Source organism: Nocardia alni (assembly GCF_019038435.1).
Lineage (GTDB): Bacteria > Actinomycetota > Actinomycetes > Mycobacteriales > Mycobacteriaceae > Nocardia > Nocardia alni.
This window is the reverse complement of record NZ_JAGPOX010000167.1, coordinates 1-20,720: the sequence shown is the minus strand read 5'-3', so window position 1 is coordinate 20,720 and position 20,720 is coordinate 1. Positions and strand designations below refer to the sequence as shown.

At 67.6% G+C, this 20,720-nt stretch carries 1 protein-coding gene; it reads left to right on the top strand.

What is annotated here, in order from left to right; genetic code table 11:
• Nucleotides 1–14: 14 nt before the first annotated feature.
• On the top strand, nucleotides 15–20,720 hold a 20,706-nt coding region (locus JZ791_RS38365; RefSeq protein ID WP_216901955.1), incomplete at its 3' end, for a C2 family cysteine protease.

Below are 20,720 nucleotides of genomic sequence, written 5' to 3'. Positions count from 1 at the left end.
GGGATCCCCCGGACATGACCATCCCCCGCCGGGGCGGCATCGTCGCGGTCGACCTCGCGCACCTGCCGAAGTTCAAGTCCATGGGCTCGAGCGGCGCGGGCGCGTTCGGCCTGTACGGACCGGATCATCCCGCACCGACGGGCGCGGGAGCGCACACCCCGGACGAGCCCGGCGCGCGAATCGCGAGCACCCCGGACGGAACCGCTGCCCACGGCGACGGAAGCGCCGCACACATCGAGGTATCGCCCGCGAGTGCCGACACCCGTTTCGCCGGTACGTCGCAGCCCGGCGACGGCGACACCTATCTCGGCCACCTGACCGGCGAACCGGCGACCACCGCCGCTCCCACCACGTTCGAACCCGCGGACGGCGACACCTACTTCGGCGAAGACCTGCTGGAAAAGCTCGAATTCGAACTCCCCGGCACCACCGACGTGCCGCGGGCGCGGTTCGACGAGACCGGACACGAACCACCGGCGCTGCGCGAAGACGAACGTCTGGAAAACCTCACCCCCGCGCAACGGGAAGCCCTGCTGCCGGTTCTCGCCGTATCGGCCGCACTGCCTCGCCCGCAGATTCCCGGCGGCGGCGACCTCCTCACCCTCGTCGACCACAACGGCCGGACCCAGCAACTGCCTGCCGCCGCCACGGTCCGAACCACACGGGTCCGCCCGCAGAACGGAATCCCCTATTACGAAATCCAGCACAACGGACAGGTGCACCACATCTTCGCGCCGCTCACGAGCGGCTTCGCCTACCGGCCCGACACACCCGGCAGCGAATCCGGCACGCTGAGCTGGAACATCCCTGGCGGCCAGGCTCGCTTCATCGGCTTCGACGAGTCCGGTCGGGTCGGTCCGCTGCTGCTGCCGTACGACATCGACCTCGCGGCGAAAGCCGGACCCGGACCGTGGCGCTGGGTGAAGGATCCGAACAGACCCACCTGGTTCCGCATCAATGCGCCACACAGCGTCCTGCCGGAACTGCCGACGCTCGTCGACCGGCGAGCGGATCCGGTATTCGGGCCGCGCGGCCCTCGGCCGCAGGACACCCGCCAGGGTGCGATCGGCGATTGCGTCCTGCTCGCCGATCTCAAGGCGCTGGCCGCCGGCAATCCCCGGACACTGCGCGAGATGGTGCACGACCACGGCGACGGCACCGCCAGCGTCCGATTCCGCGTCGACGGCCGGGCGGAATGGGTCCGCGTCGACAAACGGATCTACGTCACGCCGGGCACCACCACGGGCCACTTCGCCCACCACGAACCCGGAGAACCGTTGTGGGCCACCCTGATCGAAAAGGCCTACGCACACCGATTCGGTGACGGTAACGGCTTCCTCGGGCTCGAGCGGAAAAATCCCCGCAAGGTAGCCGACACGGCGGAACGACTCGGAAAGGGTTTCTACCAGGCTCCGGCCGGCCCGTCGTACGAGGCGTGGGATTCCACGCGGAACGAGATGGTGACCGTCGAGCAGTCCTCGCGACAGCAGCCGGTCGGCACCATCCAGGACACGACCTTCCTGCACCCGCTCCGATTCGATACCGACACACTGCACGAACTGGTAGGCGGTGATCCCGAATTCGCGCGCCGGGTAGCCGATACCTACGACCAGTGGCAGCAAGCCCTCGACGCGCTGCGCCGTTCGACACAGCAACAAATCGGAACCCGCTACCAAGGGGCCCCGGATGCCGCGAAGACCGCATGGGAGGAGTTCCGCGGCACGCGGGACTACGCCTCGCCCACCGGCTTCCGCGCATATCTGGACACGCTGTTCCCCGGCCGATGGGGCACCGAAAAAGACTCCCTGACAGGGTATTTCAGAGCTCTGTACAGTGGGCAGACACAGGATCGCCTACTGTCCGACGAATTCCGGACCGCCACCGAGTCGTTCGCTCACCGGATCGACTACGCGCTGAAGCGCGGCACCACGGTCGCGCTCGGTACCTTCCCATACGGCGAGGGCCGCGAAAACAGCACCGAGGTGCCGGGTCTGATCGGCGGCCATGCCTACGCGGTACTCGGAATCGAACGCGACGACAGCGGCAAACCGGTGCGGCTGCTCCTGGAGAACCCGTGGGACCACAACGGGGTTTATCCCACCCCGCGCCCCGGTATCGAATACCGCCTCGATCCTGGCGGGTCCGACTACGTCACCGATGCGGAGGGCATCCGGTATCGCCGGGAGCCCGACGGCCCCCTCTACATCATCCTGCCGAGCGGCGCGCAATACCGCCTGGACCCGGACGGGACCATGTACGGCCTCGACCCGGCCGGAGCCAGGAGCACGCGCACCGCGGACGGCACGGAACACAACGGCTCGGCCGCGAAGATCCCACCCCGAGGCGGCATCGTCGCGGTCGATCTCCAGCATCTGCCGAAGTTCGGCGCGATCAGTTTGAGCGGCCCCGGTGCGCACGCCCTCTACGGACCACAGCAACCCGTCCCCGCAACCCACGACCCGATCGACGACGAAGATCACTTCGACCTCACCGCTCCTCCAGGGGCGCAGCATGATTCGGACACGCCCCGGCAACCCACGCCAACGGCGCCGGCCTTCGGCACCGGCTTCGAGCACCTGCGCCCGCGGGAGGACCTGCCGCCCGATCAGCAGACAGCGCTCAACGCGCATCACGACGACCAGATGGCCGACACTCTGCTGCGCGCCGTCTCATACGACGAAATCGACGACTGGCATACCGAACTCAACGACAGCTACGAGATCGCGCGCCTGCTGAGCCCCCGGCGCGCCCCGGTTCCCGACATCGATGCGCTGCGCGATCAGCAGGCCGAATTGGCCGGCAAGGACAGCCCTTCCGCCGAGGAAGAGCGGAAAGCGCTGGTGCTGCAGCGCATCCTGTCCCACTCCGACGCCGAGCGACGCTGGCAGCGGATTCAGGATCAGGCCGCACAGTATCGGACCTGGTCCAGGTACCTGACCGAACATTACGACGACGTGTTCGACCCGGATGTGGTCCAGCACCACATCTCGTTGCTCGACGGAGCGACCCGGGGCGAACTGTCCCTGCCGGAACCGATCCGCGTCGTGGTGCCCCTCGACGAGCATCACGCCGTGGTCGACGAGCACGGGAACAGGGTCGAATTCGGCGGGCCGGGCGCGCGACACCTGATCGGCACGATTCAGCGCGAACGCGGCTTCCTCAGGGCGCCGATCGGCGCCGAATCAGCCCGCGCCGCAGACACTTCGGTCCGCATGGAACTCGTGATACCGCCCGGCACGCGAGGGGTCTACCGCAGTACCGACGGCACCCAGGATCTCCTGCTCGCCCGCGACACGAACTACCGGATCACCGGCATCGACAACGGATCCGGCGGCACCGTCGTGCACGCCACGGTGGAGCCCGGATCCGCCACACCGGACACCGCGCCCGTCATAGTGCGCACCCGAAGCGCCGAGGACGAGCCCGAGGCGATCCCGGAGAACCCGCTCGCACCGGCGGTCTGGGAGCCGGTGCACGACGACAAGGATCCACTGATGGCCGCCCTCGCCCGGGTCCTGGGTCTGCGCGGCGTCTCCGACATTCGGGACAGGATCAGCGATTACCTGTCCCGGAAGGAACTAGAGGAGCAGCAGGAACGCACCGACCTCGGCAACCGGCGGCAGAACGGATTCGTGCCGGACGAGGAATGGGAACGCGAGCAGGAGCGGGCCCGGGTCATGGACCGCTGGCTGGCGGACTCCCGCCGAATCATGGCGACCGACCCCGCCGTGTACCGGAACTCGGCGGACCCCGAAACGGCAGACGCGCCGCTGAGGCTTGCCGCCGACGCCTTCAGCATGAACGTGGTCAGCGCGCATCCGGACGGCCGGACGCTGGAGACCACGACGATGGCCTACAGCCCGAACATATTCGTGCGCCGCACGGCCGAGGGACACTACGAGATCGGCGTCACCCCCGAGGGCAATCTGTTCGCGGCGACGAGTTCGCCGCGCAAGCCCGCACAGCTCAGCTCCCGGACCGGCGCCGTACCGAATATCCCGCCGCCGTTGAACCGCGTACTGGCCTCTGCGCAGATCCCTCTCCTCGACGGTGTGGGCCTGCTGTACAAGTACATCGGCGAGAACGTGCCGATCGTCGCCAAGACCAGTATCGATGCCCCCCCGAACGCCAGGGAGCTGCCGGACTCACCGCAGCGCGAATATCCCACACCGGTCAAGAAGATGACCCCCGAGGAGCTCGAATCGCACCGGCTGTTCGTCGGCGAGGACGGCAAACTGTATCGCGCGTCGGACGGCTTGCTGTTCGACACCACGTGGGCCAACAACGCGCAGGAAGGCATCTTCCACCGGGCGATATTCGTGATGGACGAGTTCGGCAACCTGTATGCCGGCGACCAGGACTTCGGTGTCCAGCACCATTCGTCGTTCCTCGGCGGGCGCACCGTCACCGCCGCCGGTGAGATCGACGTGCGCGACGGCGTGCTGCGCGTCATGAGCGACGCCAGCGGCCACTATCAGCCGCGTCCGGAGCTGAACGACTTCGCGCTGGATCTGCTGCGGCGCCAGGGCCTGGTCCTCGACCGCAACTTCGCCCGCCACGATCACCTCAACGAGCCCCGCGACCGGTCCGGCGAACCGGAACGCCAGCGGGCCGAGATCACCGGGCGGCAGATCCTGCTCGACGCGAGGCACCGGGCACTGGTCCAGAAGGAAATCGCCCTCGGCGCGACGCACAACATCGAATCGGCTCTCCAGGATCCCACGACGTATATCGCCCTGCAGGCCGAACGCCAGAGCCTGGCCTCGCAACAGGCAGACCTGGATCATTGGCGCAGCGGCCTGGACACGGGCGTCATCGACAAGCCCCTGCAGAACCAGATATTCGCGCATCCCACGCCGCACGACGCCGACGACCGCATCATCCCGCCGGGGCAACCTCGCGGGCTCCGCAGCACCGCCTCGCCCGTTCACGAGCGCGCGAGCTGGTGGCGCGAACACGGCCGAAGCTGGTGGGACAACCTGCATTTCGAGGATCTGTCCCCGGAGTTCCAGTCGCGCATGCTCACCGACTTCCCCGGGCTGGCGGGCGGTGAGGGCATCCCCGCCGACGTGCGGAATACGCTGAACCGCAAGCATCTTCAGCTAGAGATCGCCGCACTCGCCGACAGCACCGCCCCGGGGCCCCGGCGCCGTCTGCAGAACCTGAAGAACACGCTCACCGACCTGCACACCGCGGACCTCGAGGCCTGGATCGCCGCGCAGCCGTCCGGTACCACCGCATCACCGGTGCACCTGCTGTCGTTCGACCAGGATGCCCAGGGACGCCGCAGCAGCGCGACGATAGCGGTGGGCCACGTGGACACGGCCCCGACGGTGCACTGGCACACACTCACCGGCACGCCGGCGAACCACGCGGTGATCACGACGATGCAGCAGCACGCGGAAACCGCCCGGACCCAACCGGATCACGCGACGGTGATGTGGATCGACACCACCCGGAACACCCGCGGTCCCGGCCGACCAGTGCACCAGCTGTTCCAGAAACCGCACACACCGGCCCGGTCGCTGCCCCGCGTGTTCACCGGCTCGCGCGACCGCGCACCCGCCCCGCTCGCCGCCGCGGTCTCCGCATTCGCCGACGCTCACCGCGTCGGCGCGAACAACGGTGCGCTGCAACAGATTCATCTCCACGCAGCTCCGGCGGAAGCGAAATCCGCCGCACCGCACATCGATCCGTCCCTGGTCACGATCCACGACCCCGGCCGGGCCACGACCCCGGCCGCGGCGACCGGCGACGGCACGCACTCGCATCCCCGGACGACCGACGATGTCCCGGCGGCCGTCCGCATCGGGGAGGCGCCCGCACCCGTCGTCACCCCCTCGGAACTCCAGCCGCGACACACCGCCAAAACCACCACCCGTCCGGACGGGACCACCATCCACGGCGACGGCAGCACCGCCCGTCCGGCCATGGACCGCGACACGGCCGAGACCCCACCGCGCAACAACTGCGCTCCCCTCAGCCTGGCCGAACTCCGACGCCGCACCGACAGTCCCGTCGTGCAGACCATCGAGACGTCCACGCCGGAGGGAATCACCCGCGAACAGCTCGAACAGGCCGCGGGCTCCGCCCTCCGGCAATTCGGCGATCACGCCGCCATCGCCCAGAACCTGCGTGACCTCGGCCACGGCCACATCGCACTCGTCGTCGACGCCTACGCCACTACCGACCGGTACGGTATCGGCGCACACGCCTACCTTCTCGTCAACGACCACGGCACGATCACCGTCGTCGACAAGGCACTCGACCGCGAACACGAGTTCCCGCCCGCGCCCCTGCGGGAGCTCTCGGGCACACACGCGATCCTCTATACGCCGCAAGGCCTTCCGGTCCAGCAGGCGCCGCACGACCGAGTCCCGGCCGCCCCGAACACCGAGCGCACCCTCGACGGCACTCGCATTGGCGCACCACACAGACTGCGTCCCTGGCGCCGTCGAACGACCGCGACGACCTCCGACGGCAGCCATCCCACGCCCGGCGGCCGGTCCGGTTCGGCACGGCCCGCCCCCCTCGGCAGTACGGGAGTCCGTGCCCGGTTGCGACGACTGTTCGGTCGTATGCCGGTCTCCGACGAGGGGGAAGACTTCCCCGAGGACAGCGGTCCGGGTCCCGGATACCTCGAAGATCCCGCATCCACCGCCGGAGAACTGCGCTGGCTGTTCGGGACCGACACCGAATCCGAGAATTCCGCCCGCGAACGGGAGGACTTCCCCGAGGACCTCGGCCCGGGCCCCGGATACCTCGAGGACCAGGAATCCTCGGACCACCTGCACCGGCTGTTCGAAGACGAGCCCGAGACGACCGGGAATACGTTCGCACCGTCGGCCTCGCGCCGGGTGTACTCCTCGGCGGTCCCGCCGAATCTGGCAGTGCAGCAGGCGGACACGATCGGCGATTCACAGAACACGGTGCTGATAGCCCGCAGCGGGCGAGCCGTGGTGATCGGCCCCTCGGACAGCGTCCTGTGGGACGGACGGGACATCAACGGCAACGCGCTGATCCGGTCGAGTGCGGATCCCGATACGTCGTACTGGGTGCGAACGGAGCTGCTCGACCACCTCGACTGGACCACGGGCCCGACCGGCGAGCAGGAGGGTACGCCGCAGCGTGACCAAGACGGCCGTCCCGTCAGCCCGGTGCTGTACTACGACCGGGGTGTAGCGCGGCTGGGAGCCGGCGAGCTGCTGCCGACCCAACCTGCGGCGACCGCGGGCAGTGTGCGGATCGACACTCTGACCGCACGACTCGTGCTCCCGGAGAATGCCGTCCGCGCGCTGGGCCTGGGTGGGCCCGCGGCCGCCGCGGCCATGGTCATGCACACCGGCCCTCTGTTCGCGACGGTGGATTCCCGGCCGGTACCGCGGCAATCGGACGCGCGGGCCGGAACCTGGGGGGACAACCGGGTGCTGGTGAGCAACCTCGGCAGGATCGCCTCGCGGGATCCGCAGGCACTGGTCGACATGTTCCACGAGTACCCCGACGGCACCGTGGGAGTGCGGTTCTTCATCGACGGCATGCCGCACTGGACGCGAGTGGATCGGCGCCTGCTGCACGACTCGGCGGGGTCACCGATGCACGCGGGGCACACCGATGGCGAGCCGCTGTGGGCGGCACTGGCGCAGAAGGCGTATGCGCTGCTGCGGCCCGATATCCAGGCCGATACGACGGTGTCGGTGCGTCCCTTCGGTGAGCCCGTACATCCGCCGCCGATCCGGCGGATGCCGAGCTCGACGATCACCGCGCCGGTGGACCGGTTGACCGTCGTGGACGGCGACGGCGACCTGCTGAGCATCCGGCCGGGCGATGAGCTGCACGGCGTCGACGACGCCCGCGATCCGGAGCTGCTCACGGTCTGGATCGGCGACGACCCGGCGGCCCCGAGCCATTCGGTGCGCCGGGACCTGCTGGGTGAGCTGACCGTGTTCGGTCCGGGCGGTGACGGCGTATACCACTGGCAGACACCGACCGAGTGGTCGTCGGCGGCCGCCGCCAGCAGGTTCGCCGGACTGCGGCGGATGTCGCCGGAGGGCGCGACGCATACTCCGGTCGGCGCCTCGATATCCCTGGATGTCGGAATCGGGGGCGAGCCGCTGCTGGACGGCAATACGCGGGTCTCGGCGCAGGCGCTGCGGGAACTCGGCCGCTCGATACAGCGGGCGAACGGCCCCGTATTCGGCGATAGCGGGCCCGTTCCGGCGGATGCGGCCCAGGGCCGGGCCGCGGACTGCTACCTGATCGCGCCGCTGAAGGATATTTCCGCGAACGAACCCCAGCTCATCCGGGACATGATCACCGAATATCCGGACGGCACCGTCGCCGTGCGGTTCTTCAGCGGCCAGGGCGCTCCGCGATGGGTGCGGATCACCAGAGATCTGTACGCCGACGCACAAGGCCGGATGATCTACGCCGCCCACGACACGAACCGTGCCCTGTGGCCGGCGCTCGTCGAGAAGGCGTATGCCGTTCGGCAGGGCGGCTTTTCATCGATCAGGGGCGGAATGCCCGCGAGAGCGATGATGGAATTGCTGCCGCCGTACGAGGTGGATCGCAGCGGGGCCTTCCGCCAGCCGATACGCGGTATCGACCTGGCCACCTTCCTGCATCCGATGCGGATGGGCGTCGACACGATGCACGAGTTGCTCACCGAGCAGCTCGGCGCCGACGCCGATTCGGACTCTGTCTTCGCCTTCGCGCAGCGACTCGGCCGGCTGGAGCCGATCTGGACTGTGAACAGAGAGGACTCGGTCGACCGTTTCCGGAGTTTCCTGAACTACCATCTGGAGCCCGCGGAGAAGGCACGGTGGAATGCCGAGATCGCCGCCGTCCTCGACTATCTGGGTCAGGTCGGCGATCACCGGCAGACCGTGACCAATTCCGTTGCGCAACAACATGTCGTGGATCTGATCCGGTTCGTCCGCAGTCGCGGCGACAAGGTTCTGCTGTCGACCAGGGGTTTCGGCGAGGGTGCGCAGAACGTCACCGCATACCCGGGGTTGGTGGGGACGCACGCGTACTCGCTGTCGGGTGTGCGCTCCGGCGAGGGCGGCGGTATCGCGCTCGGGCTGCAGAATCCCTGGGAGTCCAACCCGAATGTGCCACTGACCATGGACGGGCTCACCTACGGCCCGAGCGGCGCCCTCACCCTCGATGCCTCGCAGCTGACCAAATTCGCGTATCTGTCGATCCGCGGCGGCGGCGCGCACTTCGCCTTCGGAAACTCGACCGCACCACTGTCGAACGACGGCATCGGACCCGAGGCGGACCCGTCCACGACCGCAGCTCACGGCGACGGCAGCACGGCACACGCGCACACCGACACCGGCAGCCTCGACGACGTTCGTATCGGCGCGACGCCCGAACCGGCCGACCCGACCACCACCCGCGAGTTCGCCGAGTTCGTCTCGACGTTCCCCGAGGACGGCTATCCGGACGGTACGAAGCTCTACCTGCAAACCCGGCACGGCGAGGTCCGTGCCACGTTCAACGACGGCCGCGTCACCGTCGCCTACGTCACCGACGAACAACCCCCGTCCACACGCCGGCGCACGGGGCACGACACCGAGCAATCGGATCCACAGCGCAGCACCCCCGGACCGCGCCGGCGCTCACCCATCGCGGTCGGCACCCACACCCTCGACGTCTTCCGGGACAAACTCACCAGACTCTCCGCCGGAAGCATCCAGCAGGTCAGGGTGGCCCCTGCGGCACAGCTCACCGAGCACACGGATCCCGCGAGTCCCGCCCCCACGACGTTCGAACCCGAGGACGGCGACACCTACTTCGGTGACATGTTCGATCACCTCGGGTTCGACCCGACCGGCACAACGACCCCGCAGCGGACGCACTTCGACGACACCGGGATCGAACCACCCGTCTTGCCGCAGGACGAACGCCTGGAGAACCTCACCCCCGAGCAGAGGCAGACACTGCTGCCCGTGGTCGCCGTCCCGGTACAGATACCCCACCACACGGTAGCCGGTTCGAACGCCGTCACCCTCGTGGAGGACTCGGGGGCAGTGCATCACCTGCCGGCCTTCGGTGCGAGACGCGCGAGCCTGCTGAATTCGCAGACCGGGGATTTCTACTACGACATAGAACATCCGGACGGCACCCACGAGATCATCCCGCACGATCTGACCGACGGTTTCACCTTCCAGCGCGACAGCGCCACCGCCGGCACCGGGATACTGAGCTGGAACATTCCACGCAGCGAGACCCGGATCGCCGCTCGCGACGAGACGAACCAGCGGACCAAGGTGCACGTACCGGCCGGCTATACGATCACCGCGCGCGCCGGATCCGGATCATCGCGGTGGATCAAGCTCCCGGGCAATCCGGCGTGGTACCGCGTCACCGCTCCCGGCAGCGTGCTGCCGCTGCCGGAACTCGCCGAGCGGCACGATACTGCGCTGTTCGGGCCGCGGGGACCGCAGCCGCAGGACGCACGTCAGGTCCGTGGATACGACTGTGACCTGATCGCCCCGCTCAAACATATGGCCGCGCACAATCCGCAGACGATCCGGAACATGCTGCACGACCACGGCGACGGCACCGTCAGCGTCCGGTTCAGGGTGAACGGCGCAATGGTCTGGGATCGCCACGAGAAGTCGATCTATGTCACCCCCGGCACGGCCAGCGGACACTTCGTCGCACACGAGGCCGGAGAGCCCTTGTGGGCCAGCATCATCGAGAAGGCCTACGCACACCGCTTCGGCGCCGAGGAGGGCTATCAGGGCATGTCCGGCGGTTTTCCCGGCAAGACGGCCGAGCGTCTGGGCACGGGCTTCCACGAGGCCGAGGACGGCTGGCGACGGCAGCCGGTCCGCACGGTCGACGACCCGTTTTTCCTGAGCCCGCTGCACTTCGACGCGGACACACTGCACGAGTTGCTGGGCGGCGACTTCGAGTTCTCCCGCGCCGTCGCCGACACGTTCGACCACTGGAAGCAGGAACGCGACGCCCTGCGCAGGTCGACGAACCAGCAGATCCAGACCACTCATCAAGGCGACGCCGCGGCCAGGAAGGCCGCGTGGGACGAGTTCCTACAGCGGCAAGACCTGCTGTCCCGCAAGGGTTTGCGCAAGTACCTGGACAGGCGTTTCCCGGGCCGGTGGCGGACCGAGAAGAACACCCTGGCGAACTATCTCCGCAGGACCCGCACCGGGCCGGCCAAGCATCGAGTAATGTCCGGCCGCTACCGGATCGCCGCACAGGCGATCGGCAATCGCATCGACCACGCGCTCCAGCGCGGCACCACGGTGGTGCTCGGCACGTCCAGATTCGGGCAGAGTCACGAAAACAGAACCGCGGTACCGGGTTTGGCGGGCAGCCACGCCTACGCGGTACTGGGCGTCGAGCGTGACGAGACCGGCGCACCCGCCCGGCTCTTGCTGGAGAATCCATGGGACCACAGTGGGATCTACCCCACCCCGCACCCCGGCATCGAATATCGCCTCGACCCCGAGGGCGGCCCCTACACCCTCACCACCGACGGCGCCCGGTTCCGCCACGCGCTCGACGGAACCATGTACAAGATCTCCGCGGACGGCGCCGAGCAATTCCGCCGCGACCCCGACGGCACCACCTACCACTTCACCCGGCAGGGCAACCGTCAGGTCAGGACCCCGGACGGCACACAGGACGGCGTGCGCCCGGACGGCCTCAGACGCCGGCGCACACCCGACGGAACCGAGTACGTGACGTCGCCGACCGGCGTCAAGATGGTGAAACGACCGGGCGACACCACCTGGTCGGCAGACCCCGGACGGGTCGATCCGCCGGATACGACCATTCCGCGCCGGGGCGGCGTCGTCGCCGTGGATCTCGAACACCTGCCGAAGTTCTCGGTGCTGTCGTTGCACGGGCCCGGCGCTCTGTGGCTGTACAACTCCGACCACGCCACAAACTCCGCCACGGCCGTCACGGCACCGCAGGCCGATTCGGACACAACTGCTCAGGCGGACGCCGGATCCACTCCCCACGTCGACGACACGCAGTCCGACGACCTCGTCTACGACGTCGTATTCGGCGACGACGACGCGAACTCGGCCCACGACTCATCGGACGACGACGAGAACTGGAAGCCCGACAGCGACGGCGTGGTCCGATTCGACTACGACGTCGAGGCTTCCAGCTACGGTCAACACCGGCTGCGCGTGTGGGATGATCTGTCGCAGGAGCAGCAGACCGCCTTGGAGGCGTTCGAGCAGACCGGAGCGGTCAACAATCTGCCGCGACGGAACATGTCCGACGAACAGCTCGCTCGCTGGATAGACGAACTCCGCGCGACGGCCGAACTCCGCGATCTGCTGAGCGCCCCGCACGACACCGAACCCGAGGCCGCCGATCCGGACGACGACGCCTACTCGGATGTCATGGTTTTGCTGGCCGACTCGCGCGATAACGGGCCCGGTATCGTCGAGTTCCATCAGCGGCGCGCCGAACTGCGCGCCCTAGGCAGCCGGAAACCCGCCGAGGAGCGGGAGTTCGACGAGTTGGACAAGCTCTTGTCCGGCCCCGATCCCGCGGCGCGCTGGAAACAGATCCGAACCGATGCCGACAATTACCGTTCGTGGGACGAGGCCTACCGCCGGCACTTCGGCCAGGGCCTCGCGCCGGACGTGCTCCGGCAGCATCTGACAGCGCTCGACGAGGCGGCAGCGCGCGAGATCCCACTGACCACCCCGATCCGGGTCATCCGCGATCTGAAAGACATCGACTTCCTGAAAATCGACCGGGACGGCACCCTGCTGGCGGACCAGGACCCGCGGCTGCTCGTCGGCGTCCCCCAGCGTGAACCCGGCTTCCTGGCCACCTGGCTCGCCGCCCGGGACGAGACCCACCGACCCGGATACCGCTTGGAACTGGTGGTGCCGCCCGGTACGCGCGGCGTCTACATCGGCTCCGACGGCAACACGCCGTTCGGAACCGAACTCGTGCTGCCGCGGGATACGAACTACCGGATCACCGGCGTCGAGCACGAGATCCTCGACGGAGTCGGAGTCGTCGTCCTGCGCGGCACGGTGGAACCATCGCCGGTAGCCGAAGACGACCACACGGCACCGGTCCCGATCCATGACCCGGCGAACGAAAGCCACCTCGAAGACGGCATCCGACACTTCCCCACCGACATCGCCGGCGACCGCTTCGGTGTACAGCAGCTCGACGCCTGGGACCAACTGCCACACGACGTCCGCGAGACGGTGCGCGCACATGCCGAGATGCCGGTGGTCAACAGCGTGCTGGAGAGCATCTCCGCGGACTACGAGATCGACACTCGCATCGGTGAATACACCCGGAATACCGGGATCGACAACGCGGTGGCCGAGTACTCCGGGGACCTGGTCGACATGGCCCGCCGGCGAGACGAACTCGATGCCGAGAATCACCGCACCGCCGACGAGGAACGGGAACGGCGGGCGCTGCACACGATCCTTTCCGACGCTTCGCCCAAGGATCGGTACGAGCAGATCTCGTCCGACGCCTGGACGTATCGCCGGCTGGCCGAGCTCTACACCGACATTCTCCACCAGGACTTCCGGCCGAGCGACCTACCGCATCACATCGCCCGGCTCGACCACGCGACCAGCCGCGAACTGCCACTGACCGAACCGATCCGCGTCGTCCACGCCATCGACGGCATCAGCTCACTGGCCAAAGACGAGCACGGCCTCGCACTGGACGAGGGCCAACCCGAAGACCTGATCGGCGTCCTGCAACACCAGCGCGGCTACCTGTCCACCTCATTACGACCCGACCCGAACAGCGAATCCCTGTATCTGATGGAGCTGGTGGTGCCACCCGGCACCCGCGGCATCTACCTCGGCCGCAAAGGCCCCCACCAGCTACGCAACGAACTGCTGCTCGCCCGCAACACCCCCTACCGCATCACCGGTGTCGAACGCAGGCCCGACGGCGTCACCGTCCTGCGGGCAACGGTGGAACCACCGCCCGCCACGGACCACGGGCAATCCGGCACAACACAATTCGAACCGGAGGACGGCGACACCTACTTCGGCGACGCCATGCTCACCCACCTCGGCTTCGAACTCCCCGGCACCCCCACACCACAACGAACACACTTCGACCGCACCGGACTCGACCCACCCACCCTCACCGACGACCAACGCCTGGAAAACCTCACACCCGACCAGCGGAAAGCACTCCTGCCGACACTCGGCATCCCGGTGCGGGTACCCGAGCAGACAGCTCCCGGCGGCGGCGACGGCATCGTCATCGCCACCTTCGGCGGTGACGTGATCAGACTGCCGGCCACCGGTTCGATGCCGGCAACGCAGATCAAGGGGCCGACCGGACGCACTATCTCCTACGAGGTGCAAACCCCGACCGGCGGGTCCGAATGGCTGATGGTCAGTATGGTGCCGGACTTCACCTTCCAGAACGGCACGCTGAGCTGGGACAAGCCGGCCAGCAACATCCGGCTCAACGTCTTCGACAGCAACTACCGGATGCATCCGCTACACATGAAGAGCGGAACCGCGGCCGTGATGAGATCGTCGGGCTACCTTTCGGGGCGGGAGATCAAGTTCCCGGGCAACCCCGAGTGGTACGAGATCGACGTTCCCCACGATGTGCTCCCGGAACTGCCGAAACTCGTCGAGCGGCACGCGGATCCGCTCTTCGGCCCGGGGGGCCCGAAATCGCAGGACGCACGCCAGGGCAAGCTCGGCGACTGCGCACTGATCGCCGTACTCAAACAACGAGCCGCGCGCGCCCCGCGGTCGATCGAAGAGATGCTGACCGACCACGGCGACGGGACCGTCAGCGTCCGGTTCTTCGTCGACGGCAAGCCCGAATGGGTCCGCGTCGAGAAATCGATCTACGTCAAGCCCGGCACCCAAACCGGATACTTCGCCGGTCACGACCCGGGAGAACCGCTGTGGGCCGGCATGATCGAGAAGGCCTACGTCCAGCGATTCGGCAGGGGCGAGGGCTACTTCGAGTTCTACGACGGAGGTACCCCCGGCCACATCGCGGAGCGTCTCGGCAAGGGTTTCCACCAGGCCGAGGCCACGACGACGTACCGGGCCTGGAATACCGATCAGGACACACACGTGACGGTCGAATGGACGCGGCCGCAACAACCCGTCCGCAACACCGATGACGGGTACTTCCTCTACCCGCTCCAATTCGACGTCAACACGCTGAACGACCTGCTGAACGACTACCTTCGCGCGAATCCGCCGGACGGCGGGGCGCGGGCGGCCGACCCCGAATTCGCCCGTCAGATCGCCGACACCCACCGGCAATGGATGCGGGACGCCGACGCCCAGCACGACGCGGAGTGGAAACGCATCGAGGCCGCACACCCGGGCGACCGGGCTGCCGCCCGCGCCGAACTGGACACGTTCCGGGAGACCGACTATTTCCGCGCGCCCAGTGGCTTCGCCAAGTACCTGGACGCCCATACGAATGAGCCGTCCCCGCACGCCTGGGATGCCGAGAAAGACGCTCTGAAAAAGTATTTCGACCATGTGCGCACTGGGAAGCCGGAGAATCGGCTGCTGCCCGACCCGTTCGCGGTCGCCGGCCGGGCGATCGCCGATCGAATCGATTACGCACTGCGACATGGCGACACGGTGGTACTCGGCACCGCGGGCTTCGGGCAGAGCAACGAAAACGTGACCGCGGTACCGGGTTTGGTGGGCAATCACGCCTACGCCGTCCTCGGAGTCGAACGCGACCACGCCGCCAGACCGGCCCGGATTCTCCTGGAGAATCCGTGGGACCATCAGCCGAGGTATGGCGAGGGAACTTACTTCGTCCCGGACGACGGCATCGAATACCGCCTCGATCCCGACGGCGTCCAAGGCTATAAGACCGACTTCTGGGGCGAACGATTCCGCACTACCCCGGACGGCATCCTGTATCGCATCACCACCGCGGGCGTCCACTCCCGCAGGGATCCCGACGGGACGGTATACACCGTCGAACCGAACGGGACCCGGACCATGGTCGCACCGGACGGCACCCAGGACCGGGTGTCCACGAGCGGTCGGCGGACCCGCTGGCTGCCCGACGGAACGGTCCTGATGACCGACCGGCACGGCAACAAACTCATCCAGCGACCGGGCGATGCCGAATTCTCATCCGAGGCACGGGTGGATCCACCGGATATGACCATCCCGCGCCGGGGCGGGATCATCGCCGTCCGCCTCGACCACCTGTCGAAATTCGCCAATCTCGCGTTCAGCGGCTCCGGCGCACACGGCCTGTACGAATCCGACCACCCCGCGATAGGTGCGGGAGCCCGCCCGGCATCGTCGCCCACAAACGGCCTCGGCGCCGACCCGGCCCACGATGTCACACCGCGGTCCGAGCCGGACGCCTCCACCGACCCGGCCCGCGAGGATTCATCGCAGGAGTGGGAACTCGACAGCGACGGCATACCCCGATTCGACTACGACACCGACGCAGTCGCTTACGGTCGGCGCACGCTGCGCGTCTGGAACGATCTGTCGGCCGACGAACGCAACGCTCTGCTGACCTTCGAGTCCAGTGCGGCGATCAACAACCTGCCGCGGCGGAACATGTCCGACGAGGACCTGGCCCGCTGGATCGACGAACTCCGCGCGACGAACGATCTCCACGAGCTGCTCACCGACGCGCACCTGGGCTATGCGAATCTCGCTGACCTACGTGACCGACGTGTCGAACTGCGCGCCCAAGACCGCCGGACACCGGTTGAACAGCGAGAACTCGACGAGCTGGACACACTCCTGTCCGGCCCCGATCCCGCCGCGCACTGGACACGGATCCGGACGGACGCCGACAACTACCGTTCGTGGGACGACACCTACCACCAGCACTTCGGCAGGGGCCTCTCGCCGGATATGCTGCGGCAGCATCTGAGGATGCTCGACGGGGCCACGGCGCGCGAGATCCCACTGACCACCCCGATCCGGGTCACCCGTGATCTGAAAGACATCGGCTTCCTGAAAATCGACCGGGACGGCACCCCGCTGCGGGACCGGGACCCGCGTCTGCTGGCCGGTGTGACACAGCGGGAACCCGGCTTCCTGTCCACCTCGATCAAGGTCGAGCAGGAGGACCAGTCCGCCGAGCACGAATACCGCCTGGAACTGGTGGTGCCGCCCGGTACACGTGGCGTCCACATCGGCGCCGACGGCAACGCGCCGTTCCGGCGCGAGATCGTGCTGCCGCGGGACACGAACTACCGGATCACCAGCGTCGAGTACGACCCGGCCAAAAAGGTCGTCGTCCTGCACGGCACGGTGGAACCGTCGCCGGTATCCGAAGACGACCACACCGCCACACCCCCCGCGCCGATCCACGACCCGGCCAACGAAAGCCACCTCGAAGACGGCATCCGACACTTCCCCACCGACATCGCCGGCGACCGCTTCGGCGTTCAGCAACTGGACGCCTGGGACCAACTGCCACCCGACGTCCGCGAAACAGTCCGTGCGCACGCCGCACGACCGATCGTCAACGTCGTGCTGGGAAGCATCTCCTCGGACGACCAGATCGACACCCGAGTCGACGAATACGCCCGCAACGCCGAGCGCCACCACGAGATGAGCGACGACTTCGGGAATCTCGAGCTCATGGCCGATCGGCGAGACCGGCTCGCCGCCCAGGATCGCCGCACCGAGGCCGAAGAGCGGGAGCGGCGGACGCTGCACGACATCCTGTCCGACGATTCACCCCGTGAACGGTTGGCCCGGCTCGCGACCGAGAACTGGGCGTATCGCGAGCTGACCGAGCTCTACACCGACCACCTGCACCAGGACTTCCGGCCCGGCGACGTACGGCACCACATCGCCAGGCTCGACCGCGCCACCGACCGCGAACTTCCACTGACCGAACCGATCCGCGTCGTCCACGCCCTCGATGACATCTCCTCGCTGGTGAAAGACGAGCACGGCACGGCACTGGACGAAGGCGAACCCGAAGACCTGATCGGCACTCTGCAACACGAGCGCGGCTACCTGTCCACCTCACTGCGGTCCGACCCGAACAGCGAATCGCTGTATCTGATGGAACTTGTGGTGCCACCCGGCACCCGCGGCATCTATCTCGGCAGGAAGGGCCCCAACCCGTTCCGCAACGAACTTATGCTCGCCCGCAACACGCCCTACCGCATCACCGGTGTCGAACGCAGGCCCGACGGCGTCACCATCCTGCGCGCGACGGTGGAACCACCCGCCACCACCCCGATGATGGCCACCAGCACAACACAATTCGAACCGGAGGACGGCGACACCTACTTTGGCGACGCCATGCTCGACCACCTCGGCTTCGAACTCCCCGGCACCCCCACACCACAACGAACACACTTCGACCGCACCGGACTCGACCCACCCACCCTCACCGACGACCAACGCCTGGAAAACCTCACACCCGACCAGAAAAAGGCACTCCTGCCGAGACTCGGCATCCCGGTGCGGATGCCCGCACAGACGCTTCCCGGCGGCGGCGAGGCCCTCACCATCTCCGCCCACGGGGGCGAGGTGCTGCGACTGCCCGCCAGCGGCTCGATGCCGGCGAGGCGAAACACGTACGCGGACGGCAGTATCCGCTCCTACGAGATCACGAAACCGGACGGCGGGAACTATGTCCTGGCAGCTGCTCTGGCACAGGACTTCACCTACCACGACGGCACCCTGACCTGGGATGCCCCATCGCACAACCGCATCCGGATCCTCGCCACGGACAGCGGCAAACAGCGGGCTCTGCTGCATCTGAAGGGTGAACAGGCCATGGTGGCCAGATCCACGGAAGATGCACTTTGGCGAGAGATGAAGTATCCAGGGGCAACCGAGTGGTATCGGGTCAAGCTCCCCGTGGATCTACTCCCGCAGCTGCCGACCCTCGTCGAGCGGCACAGGAATCCGCTCTTCGGGCCACAGGGCCCGAAATCACAGGACGCACGCCAGGGCAACCTCGGTGACTGCCCCCTGATCGCTGCGCTCAAACAGCGGGCCGTCCACAACCCGCGGGCCATCGAGGAGATGCTGACCGACCACGGCGACGGAACCGTCAGCGTCCGGTTCTTCGTCGACGGCGTACCGGAATGGGTCCGCGTCGAAAAATCCATCTACGTCGCACCCGGCACCCAGACCGGATACTTCGCCGGTCACAACCCGGGAGAACCGTTGTGGGCCAGCATGATCGAAAAGGCCTACGTCCACCGATTCGGTAAGGACCAGGGCTACTTCGAGCTGTACAACGGAGGCTCCCCCGGCCGAATCGCCGGGCGTCTCGGTAAAGGTTTCCACGAGGCCGACGACTCGACGACGTACCAGGCGTGGGACAGCGAGCAGGGCCGGGCGGTGACGGCCGGGCACACGCCGCGGCAGCAACCCGTCCGCACCGCCGAGGACGTCCACTTCCTGCATCCGCTGCAGTTCGACACCGACACGCTGCACGAACTGCTGAACGAGTATCTCCTGCATTCGGCCCCGCACACCGGCCGGCCGGCCACGACAGCCGACCCCGAGTTCTCCCGTCGTATCGCCGACACCTACACGCAATGGAGGCAGCAAGCCGATACCCTGCACGCGGCGGAGTCGAATCGCATCGCGGCCGCACACCCGAACGACCCGGCTGCCGCCCGAGCCGAATGGGACAAGTTCGAGCGCACCGATGATCCCTTCTCCCCCAGCGGCTTCGGCAAGTACCTGGACGCCCGGGTGAACGAACCGTTCCCGCATGCCTGGGATGCCGAAAAAGATGCTCTGACAAGCTATTTCAGCGAGGTGATGGGAACCAGGCCGTACGAGAGCCGGTCTCTGCCGACCGGCATGTTCGCGGTCGCCGGCCGTGCTGTAGCCGATCGAATCGACTACACGCTTCGACGCGGTGACACCGCGACACTCGGCACCGGATGGTTCGGGCAAGACCGCGAAAACGTCGATGCGATACCGGGCTTGGTCGGCGGGCACGTCTACGCCGTCCTGGGAGTCGAACGCGACGAGACCGGCGCACCGGTCCGGATTCTCCTGGAAAACCCCTGGGACCACCCGGCGCGGCACGCCACCGGACATTACCTCGACCCGGTCGACGGCATCGAATACCGCCTGGACCCCCTCGCCGGCGCCGACTACGTCATCGGCTACAGAGGCGACCGATACCGCTACGCCCCGGACGGCACCCGATACGGAATCACCGTCGACGGCGTCCACTACCGCGAGGATCGCGACAGGACCAGATACACCGTCGAACCGAACGGAACTCGGTCCATGGTGGCGTGGAACGGCACGGTGGACAGGGTGTCCGCCACCGGATCGCGGACCCGCTGGCTGACCGACGGAACCACCTTCCGGACGGAGGCGGACGGCACGAAACTCGTGTGGCGACCGGGCGACACCGCATACTCACCCGACATCCGGGTGGATCCACCGGATATGACCGTCCCGCGCCGGGGCGGGATCATCGCCGTCGGCCTGGCACACCTGCCGAAATTCTCCACTCTCGCGCTGAGCGGTCCCGGCGCTCACGGCCTATACCAGTCCGACCACCCCGCGCTCACCGACACGGGCAGCCGCCTGGCATCCTCGCCCGCCGACGAATCGACACCCGAAACCCGCGACACCACATCGCAGTTCGAGCCCGAGGACGGCGACACCTACTTCGGCAGCGATCTGCTGGAGAAACTGGAGACCGAACTCACCGGCCTCTCTCCTATACACATCTCCGCGCCCACGAGACCCTCG